Annotated in this window: 1 pseudogene; it reads left to right on the top strand. The window is 63.5% G+C overall.

Annotated features, from left to right (window positions below):
* Positions 1–241: pseudogene (locus SB822_RS60355) on the top strand (peptidase M1); the annotation flags it as partial.

Raw genomic sequence — 241 nt, 5'->3', positions numbered from 1 at the left:
GTGCTGGCCGATCCGAGCGGCCTGGACTACTACGTGACGAACTACAGCAACAACGCGTGGAGCCAGTTGCTCGCACAAAGCAGCGCACTGAAGGACCCGGTGCTGCTGACGAGCCTGCAACTCGAAGCCAAGCTGCTCGTCGCGCATGGTCTCGCGGACCCGTCGCGTGAATCGAGCATCGGCTCGCTCAGTTCGTCGAATGCGATGGTTGCCCGCCAGTTGCTGAAGGCACCGGCGCCGA

The sequence above is a fragment of the Paraburkholderia sp. SIMBA_054 genome, from assembly GCF_046534875.1.
Classification (GTDB): Bacteria; Pseudomonadota; Gammaproteobacteria; order Burkholderiales; family Burkholderiaceae; genus Paraburkholderia; species Paraburkholderia hospita.
Note: the sequence above shows the minus strand (reverse complement) of the source record. Positions and strands in the feature narration are given on the sequence as shown.